The sequence below is a fragment of the Paractinoplanes polyasparticus genome (genome assembly GCF_019710575.1).
In the GTDB taxonomy this organism is placed as follows: Bacteria; Actinomycetota; Actinomycetes; order Mycobacteriales; family Micromonosporaceae; genus Actinoplanes; species Actinoplanes polyasparticus.
This window is the reverse complement of sequence record NZ_JAHWFK010000025.1, coordinates 200,534-206,664: the sequence shown is the minus strand read 5'-3', so window position 1 is coordinate 206,664 and position 6,131 is coordinate 200,534. Positions and strand designations below refer to the sequence as shown.

Annotated in this window: 8 protein-coding genes; 1 reads left to right on the top strand and 7 read right to left on the bottom strand. The window is 68.3% G+C overall.

Annotated features, from left to right (window positions below; translation table 11 throughout):
* Window positions 1-103 precede the first annotated feature (103 nt).
* From KXC43_RS24940 to KXC43_RS24910, 7 genes are all read right to left on the bottom strand, one after another.
* Entirely contained in the window at window positions 104-934 is an 831-nt protein-coding gene (locus tag KXC43_RS24940) for a RecB family exonuclease (RefSeq protein WP_221378570.1), read from the bottom strand.
* A gap of 91 nt (window positions 935-1,025) precedes the next feature.
* Window positions 1,026-1,643, bottom strand: a complete 618-nt coding sequence (locus tag KXC43_RS24935; protein WP_221378550.1) for a MarC family protein — start codon at window positions 1,641-1,643, stop codon at window positions 1,026-1,028.
* Between the two features lie 51 nt (window positions 1,644-1,694).
* Complete coding sequence (locus KXC43_RS24930) at window positions 1,695-2,549, bottom strand: PHP domain-containing protein (protein ID WP_221378549.1); 855 nt, start codon at window positions 2,547-2,549, stop codon at window positions 1,695-1,697.
* Window positions 2,550-2,652: 103 nt separating this feature from the next.
* Window positions 2,653-3,531, bottom strand: coding sequence for a PH domain-containing protein (locus tag KXC43_RS24925; RefSeq protein ID WP_221378548.1), 879 nt, complete (start codon window positions 3,529-3,531; stop codon window positions 2,653-2,655).
* A gap of 9 nt (window positions 3,532-3,540) precedes the next feature.
* The gene (locus KXC43_RS24920) at window positions 3,541-3,699 is read right to left on the bottom strand and encodes a hypothetical protein (protein ID WP_166661190.1); all 159 of its coding nucleotides are present in this window, start codon (window positions 3,697-3,699) and stop codon (window positions 3,541-3,543) included.
* Between the two features lie 116 nt (window positions 3,700-3,815).
* Window positions 3,816-4,493: a DUF6758 family protein gene (locus KXC43_RS24915; protein WP_369076958.1), complete on the bottom strand. Its 678-nt coding sequence runs from the start codon at window positions 4,491-4,493 to the stop codon at window positions 3,816-3,818.
* Between the two features lie 82 nt (window positions 4,494-4,575).
* Window positions 4,576-5,208 carry a TrmH family RNA methyltransferase gene (locus KXC43_RS24910; RefSeq protein WP_221378547.1) on the bottom strand — a complete coding sequence of 211 codons (633 nt, stop codon included), beginning with the start codon at window positions 5,206-5,208 and terminating at the stop codon, window positions 4,576-4,578.
* 453 nt (window positions 5,209-5,661) lie between these two features.
* On the opposite strand from KXC43_RS24910, the gene trxA reads away from it, so the two are divergent.
* The gene (trxA, locus tag KXC43_RS24905; protein WP_221378546.1) at window positions 5,662-6,024 is read left to right on the top strand and encodes a thioredoxin; all 363 of its coding nucleotides are present in this window, start codon (window positions 5,662-5,664) and stop codon (window positions 6,022-6,024) included.
* The last annotated feature ends 107 nt before the right edge of the window (window positions 6,025-6,131 follow it).

The window sequence follows — 6,131 nt, the reverse complement described above, 5'->3', positions numbered from 1 at the left end:
AAGAAATGATCGATCAAGGGCTGTCCTCATGATCAACCGGGGTCGATACCCCCAGCCACACGTTAAAACTCAAGCTAAGGCCCGCAGCTCGAGTGGATGCGGATCAGGCGGTCGGGGTCAGGTGTTCCACGGCCGTCCACGGGTCTTTGGCGGGGACCTCTTGGCCGGCGGGGCAGGTTTTGCGGAAGTCGCACCAGGCGCACAGCGCGCCGGGGTTGGTGGGGAACTCGGCGTCGGGGTCGGCCCCGGCGGCAACGGCCTTTTCGGCGGCCATGATGTCGCGTGCCGTGTCCTCAGCCCGGCGGACCTGGCGGGCCAGCGACTCTTCGGTGTGCTCGTGGGTGACAACGGTGGCCGTCGGCAGATGGTGCAGCTCGACCCGGTAGCTCGGCCGGCGGAAGACACGCTGGGCCGCGTACGCGTAAAGGGCCAGCGCCTGCGAACCGCGGGCGTCATCGGCGTCGAGGCCGGAGCGGCCGGTCTTGTAATCGACGATCACCGCCTCGGGACCGTCGGGGCCGCGCCGGGAGTCGATGCGGTCGGCCCGGCCGTTGAAGGCCAGCACGGCCGTCTTGGTGGCCACCACCCGTTCGACGCCCAGCGGCTCGTCGGCCGGGTCGAGGCCGTTCACATAGGTCTCGAGCCAGCGCAACGCCGCGCGGTAGGCCGTGCGCTCCTGGTCGACGTCGCGGTAGCCCTCGCGTACCCAGGTGGCCTTGAGCAGCCGGGGCAGAGCCTCGGGCTCGCGGCTGTCGGCGGGCAGGCCGTACCAGTTCTTGAGGGCGGTGTGGACGCTCGCACCCAGCGAGTTGTGTGCCCACGGCGGACCCTTGGCCGGCGTCGGCCGGTCGGCGTAGGAGTAGCGGTAGCGCCGGGCACAGTCGGCGAACGCCCCGAGCTTGCTCGGCGTGCACACGAAGAGCCGCTCGGGCATGCCGGCGAAGCCGAGTTGCTCGGGAACCGCGCTGCGGGGTGTGGTGGAGGGCACGACACAATCCTGCCAGCCGGGTACGACAGAAATCCCGTCAGCCCTTGGCGATGTAGAGCTGGACGAAGGCGTCGATGGCGTCCGCGATCAGCTGGACGGCGATGGCCGCGAGCAGCAGACCGGCGATGCGCGTGAGCACCTCGATGCCGGCCGGCCGCAACAGTTTGACGATGCCCCCCGAGAAGCGCAGCACCAGCCACACAGTGAGCATGACCAGCAGAATCCCGATGCCGATGACCAGATACTCGTCGAGACCCTCGGCCCGGCGTACGAAGAGCATGGTGGCCACGATCGCGCCCGGGCCGGCCAGCAGGGGCGTGCCGATCGGCACCAGGGCGACGTTGCTGGTGCCACCCTGCTCCGACGGCTCGTCCGCCTTGCCGGTGAGCAGCTGCAACGCGACCAGGATGAGCAGCAGACCGCCTGCGCCCTGCAACGCCGGCAGCTCCACGTGCAGGTAGTCGAGCAGGGTCTGCCCGGCCACGGCGAAGCCGACGATCACCCCGAGCGCGAGCAGGACCGCCTGGGTGCCCGCCTTCATCCGGGCACGCCCGTCCATCGACCCGGTCAGCGCCAGGAAGACCGGAACCATGCCGGGTGGGTCGACGATCACCAGCAAGGTCACGAAGACTTCGCCGAGCAGCTTCAGATTCACCCGATCACGGTAGGTGGCGGGTCGCCTCGACGCAGTTCGATGCGGCCAGCGTCACCCCAGCACGGGCACGCCGGTCGCGGCCGAGACGATCTTCTCGTACGCCTCGGGATCGGTCAGATAGTCGCCGAGCTGCACCGTCTTGTGCGTGCCGTGAAAGTCGGACGAGCCGGTGACCACGAGCCCGAGATCGCCGGCGAGCGCGCGAACGTGGGCCCGTTCGGCCGGCGAATGGTCCTCGTGGTCGGCTTCGAGCCCGAACAACCCGGCGTCCGCCAGCTGGATGATCAGCTCGTCGGGAACGACCCGCCCGCGCACCGTCGCCCTCGGGTGGGCAAAAACGGTCACCCCGCCCGCGGCCCGCACGGCTCGCACGGCTTCGAAAACATCAAGATCCGATTTCGGTACGAAGTACCGCGCGCCCAGCCACCGCGAGGCGAACGCCTCGCTGGTCGTCCGCACCAGCCCGGCCCGGATCAGCGCCTGGGCGATGTGCGGCCGCCCGACCGACCCGCCGGCGGCATAGCCGTACACCTCGTCCCAGGTGATCGGCACCCCGTCGGCGCTCAGCTTCCGGACGATCTTCTCGGCGCGCTGCTCGCGGTCGTTGCGCAGCCGGGCCAGGTCAGCAGCCAGGCGCGGCTCGGCCGGGTCGAACAGGTACGCCAGCATGTGCAGCGCGATCGGCCAGTCCTCGGCTCCCAGCCAGCGACAGGACAGCTCGGCCCCGCGTACCAGTCGCAGCCCTTCGGGACAAGCCTCGGCGGCCGCCTGCCACCCGCCGGTGGTGTCGTGGTCGGTGATCGCCATGACGTCGAGCCCGGCCGCCGCACCGGCACGAACCAGCTCGGCGGGGGTGAGCGTGCCGTCGCTGGCCGTGGAGTGGCAGTGCAGGTCGATTCGGGTCACCGCAAAACGCTACCGGCCCCGCGCCGCAAGCGGCCGCTTCCCCGGCACGATCCCTTCATCACAGCCCGCCCGCGCGGAGTGGCAACCCGCCCCCGTACGCCGATCAAGCGTCGTCGCCGTCGGTGTCCTTGCCCAGACGGGCCTCGACCGCCTGCGGCTCGTACATCTCTTCGACCACCCGCAGGTAGAGCTCATTGGGGTTGGGAAGGTGCTTGACCTCGCGGAGGGCCTGATCCTGCCCCGCCGACTCGAGCACGAACGTGCCGTAGCTCAGCAGGCGGCCCAGCGCGGACTGTTCGTACTTCATGTCGGTGACCCGGAGCAGCGGCATCATGGCCACCCGGCGGGTGATGATGCCGTTGACGACCATGACCCGCTTGTTGGTCAGGATGAAGCGGTCGAAATACCAGTCGAACACTTTCCAGGCGACCCAGCTGATCACCGCGAGCCAGATCAGCACGGCCACCGTGACCAGACCGTTGACGTTCTGGCGGGTCAGGAAGCCGGCCAGGTAGCCCAGGGCGAGCGTGGCGCCGGCGCCGATGCCGAGTGGGGTGGAGAGGTGGATCCAGTGCCTCTTCCACTCGCCGCGGTAGCGCTCGGTCGGGAAGAGATAGCGGGCGACCAGTGTGGTCGGTTCGTCCTCGAGGGGCAGCACGCGACGGGGGCCGCCACCGCCCTCGGGACCCAGACCCTCGAGCTCTTCCTCGGTGAAGACGGGCGCTTCGTACTCGTCACCGACGTCATCGTCGCGATAAGCCGTGCTGCGCGCGTAACCGGCGCTCTCGGAGTAACCGGCGTCGGGCGAGTAGCCCGCATCGGGTGAGAAGCCGGGACCGTCTGAATAGGCGCTGCCACGGCGGCGCGCGTATTCAGGGTCCTCATCGAACGCCGGGTCGGTGAACCCGAAGTTCTCGTCGTCGTCCCGAGGACGACCGGCGCCCTCGCCTCGAGGCTCGTGCGGCTCAGCTGGACCACCCATGTGGTGATGCTAAGCGACCAGGTTCGTGAAGAACGTGCCGAAGCCCCGGGCAATATCGGCGATCGTGCCCCCGAGGGACTCGAAGACCGATGCCGCCGAGTTGGGGTTGAAGGCGATGAAAAAGATCAAGAACGCGATACCAAGCCAGGTCAGAACCTTCTTGATCATGGCGGGCCTTCTCCTGTGGGTGCGGGTGACGGTCAGCGCCGCGGCAGTACTGACGGTATCAGCTTCGTAGCTCCGTGTGAACAATGTGGCCGAAAAGCCGATTCCATATCCGCAGGTCAGGGGCCAACTTGACTGGCCTTGCCCTGCAGGTACGGCGACGGCGCTCCGTACACCAGCTCGGACGGAACCCCCTCACAGAGGTCGTGCAGGACGACGTGCTCCGCGAGGAAGTAGCCCGCGCTTGCCGGCCACGCTACCGCATAGAGCCACATTCCTTTCGCCTCACTCACGTACGCGCTTCGATCTTCCGGCGACTTGACGCACCACAGTGGAGTGGGATGTCCGCCGGCTCGGATCTTGGCGTGCGGTCCAGGGTGTCCGCTCCCGGCGGCGAGGGCCTCGGCAATGAGGTGACCTGGGTCGATGCTCGGAATGCCGCCGAATCTGGTGCCCAGCCCGACGCCCGGCTGCTCGGCGATCAGCACGACGTCGGCCGGGCCACCGCCGAGCGGATCGGGGCCGCTGCAGGCGAGCGCGGTGGCGCGTACGCCCGTACGGTCGTCGCCCGCCCAGCCGACGCCGGTGACCATCCAACCGGGGGGCAACGGCCACGGACACCAGAACGGGGTCTTCTCGGCCGAGCCGGCCTGCCGGCGCAACATGCTGTCGATGATGTCGGCGTTGATGTGCTCCGCCACATGGAAGGGCGGGACGTCACCACAGTTGTCGCAGCGCCAGTCCGTGTGCATCAGGTCGGGCTTGCGCACCTGTGCACCGCATCTGGGGCAACTCACTGTGACACCCACGCCTCCTACCGTGCGGCCCACGGCAGGCCGCGTCAAGCGGATCCGCAGAACCCGGTCCCATCAGCGAGATTCACCCGGGCGGGGGTCCCGCGTGCGCGCGAATCCAGGCGTGCATGGCGATGCCGCTGGCGACCCCGGCGTTGATCGAGCGGGTCGAGCCGTACTGGGCGATCGAGAACAGCTCGGCACAGGCCGCACGGGCCGGCTCCGACAGGCCTGGACCCTCCTGGCCGAAGAGCAGGACACAGCGCCTCGGAAGGGTGACGGTCTCCATCGGCCGCGAACCCGGCAGGTTGTCGATGCCGATCACGGGCAGGTCCGCCTCGGCCGCCCAGGCCACGAACTCTTCGATGGTGGGGTGGTGGCGCACGTGCTGGTAACGGTCGGTAACCATGGCGCCGCGCCGGTTCCACCGGCGCCGCCCGACGATGTGCACCTCGGCGGCGAGGAACGCGTTGGCATTGCGCACCACTGTGCCGATGTTGAAGTCGTGCTGCCAGTTCTCGATGGCCACGTGGAAGTCGTGCCGGCGGGTGTCCAGATCGGCGACGACGGCCTCGCGGCGCCAGTAGCGGTAACGGTCGACGACGTTGCGCCGATCACCAGCGGCCAGCAGCTCAGGGTCGTAGCGGGGGTCGCCGGGCCGGTCGCCCGCCCAGGGGCCCACTCCGACGTCGGCGGACTCGTCCTCGGCGGCAATCATGGGCGGTTACGCTACCCAACCGGGCGCGCCGCGCGCGGAATCGGGTGGGGACGCAATGAGCGGCGGGGCCCTCCCCGGCACCCGCCGCCCACGCTTTGGTACGGGAGAGTCTGCCTTACCCTGCGTATCGATGTGAAGGAAACTCGCTTGTGACACAGCTCACATTTAACAATCCTTCCTATTACGTACGGCGATGGCAATCTCCGAGGTCAGCCGCATGAACGGGCGATCATTCACGCCATGTCCGGAGCACCCGCCGCAAAACGGGTGCCGCAACTTGACTCGTAACGTTGAGCGCTCTCTTCACTAATCGTTACGATGAGTTGCCCAAACCCCACACCCCGTCCCGATTGGTGCTCCAGACCACGTGTCGTCCGGGCCCGCATCGGGAATGGCAGGCATGAAGGATGGGTTTCACCGCACGAATGCCAAATTCCCGTGGACGGAGACATCATGGCGACGACTGCGCTGACCGCTGAGAACTTCGACGAGGTCACCGGCAAGGACGGCATCGTCCTGGTCGACTTCTGGGCGAGCTGGTGCGGGCCGTGCGTCCGCTTCGCTCCGACCTACGAGCGGTCTTCCGAGAAGCACACCGAAATCACCTTCGGCAAGGTCGACACCGAGGCCGAGCAGGCGCTCGCCGCGAAGTTCGACATCCGCTCGATCCCGACGATCATGGCGATCCGCGACGGCGTGATCGTCTTCTCTCAGCCCGGCGCTCTTCCCGAGTCCGCTCTGGAGAACCTGATCGAGCAGGTCGAGAAGCTGGACATGGACGACGTCCGTCAGCAGCTGGCCGCCCACAGCCACTGACCGCGCCCGTTATCCCTCGTCAGGCCCGCGAACCGGTTCGGTTCGCGGGCCTTTTCGTGCCCCCGGCGCGGCGCCGGCGACACGCGGGAAGCTGACTGGACAAGCTG

Excerpts from the sequence above, each read along its gene's own strand:
- KXC43_RS24940 (WP_221378570.1), bottom strand. The coding sequence starts at position 934 with ATGCCCGAGCGGCTCTTCGTGTGCACGCCGAGCAAGCTCGGGGCGTTC.
- KXC43_RS24925 (WP_221378548.1), bottom strand. The coding sequence starts at position 3,531 with ATGGGTGGTCCAGCTGAGCCGCACGAGCCTCGAGGCGAGGGCGCCGGT.
- KXC43_RS24920 (WP_166661190.1), bottom strand. The coding sequence starts at position 3,699 with ATGATCAAGAAGGTTCTGACCTGGCTTGGTATCGCGTTCTTGATCTTT.
- KXC43_RS24910 (WP_221378547.1), bottom strand. The coding sequence starts at position 5,208 with ATGATTGCCGCCGAGGACGAGTCCGCCGACGTCGGAGTGGGCCCCTGG.
- trxA (WP_221378546.1), top strand. The coding sequence starts at position 5,662 with ATGGCGACGACTGCGCTGACCGCTGAGAACTTCGACGAGGTCACCGGC.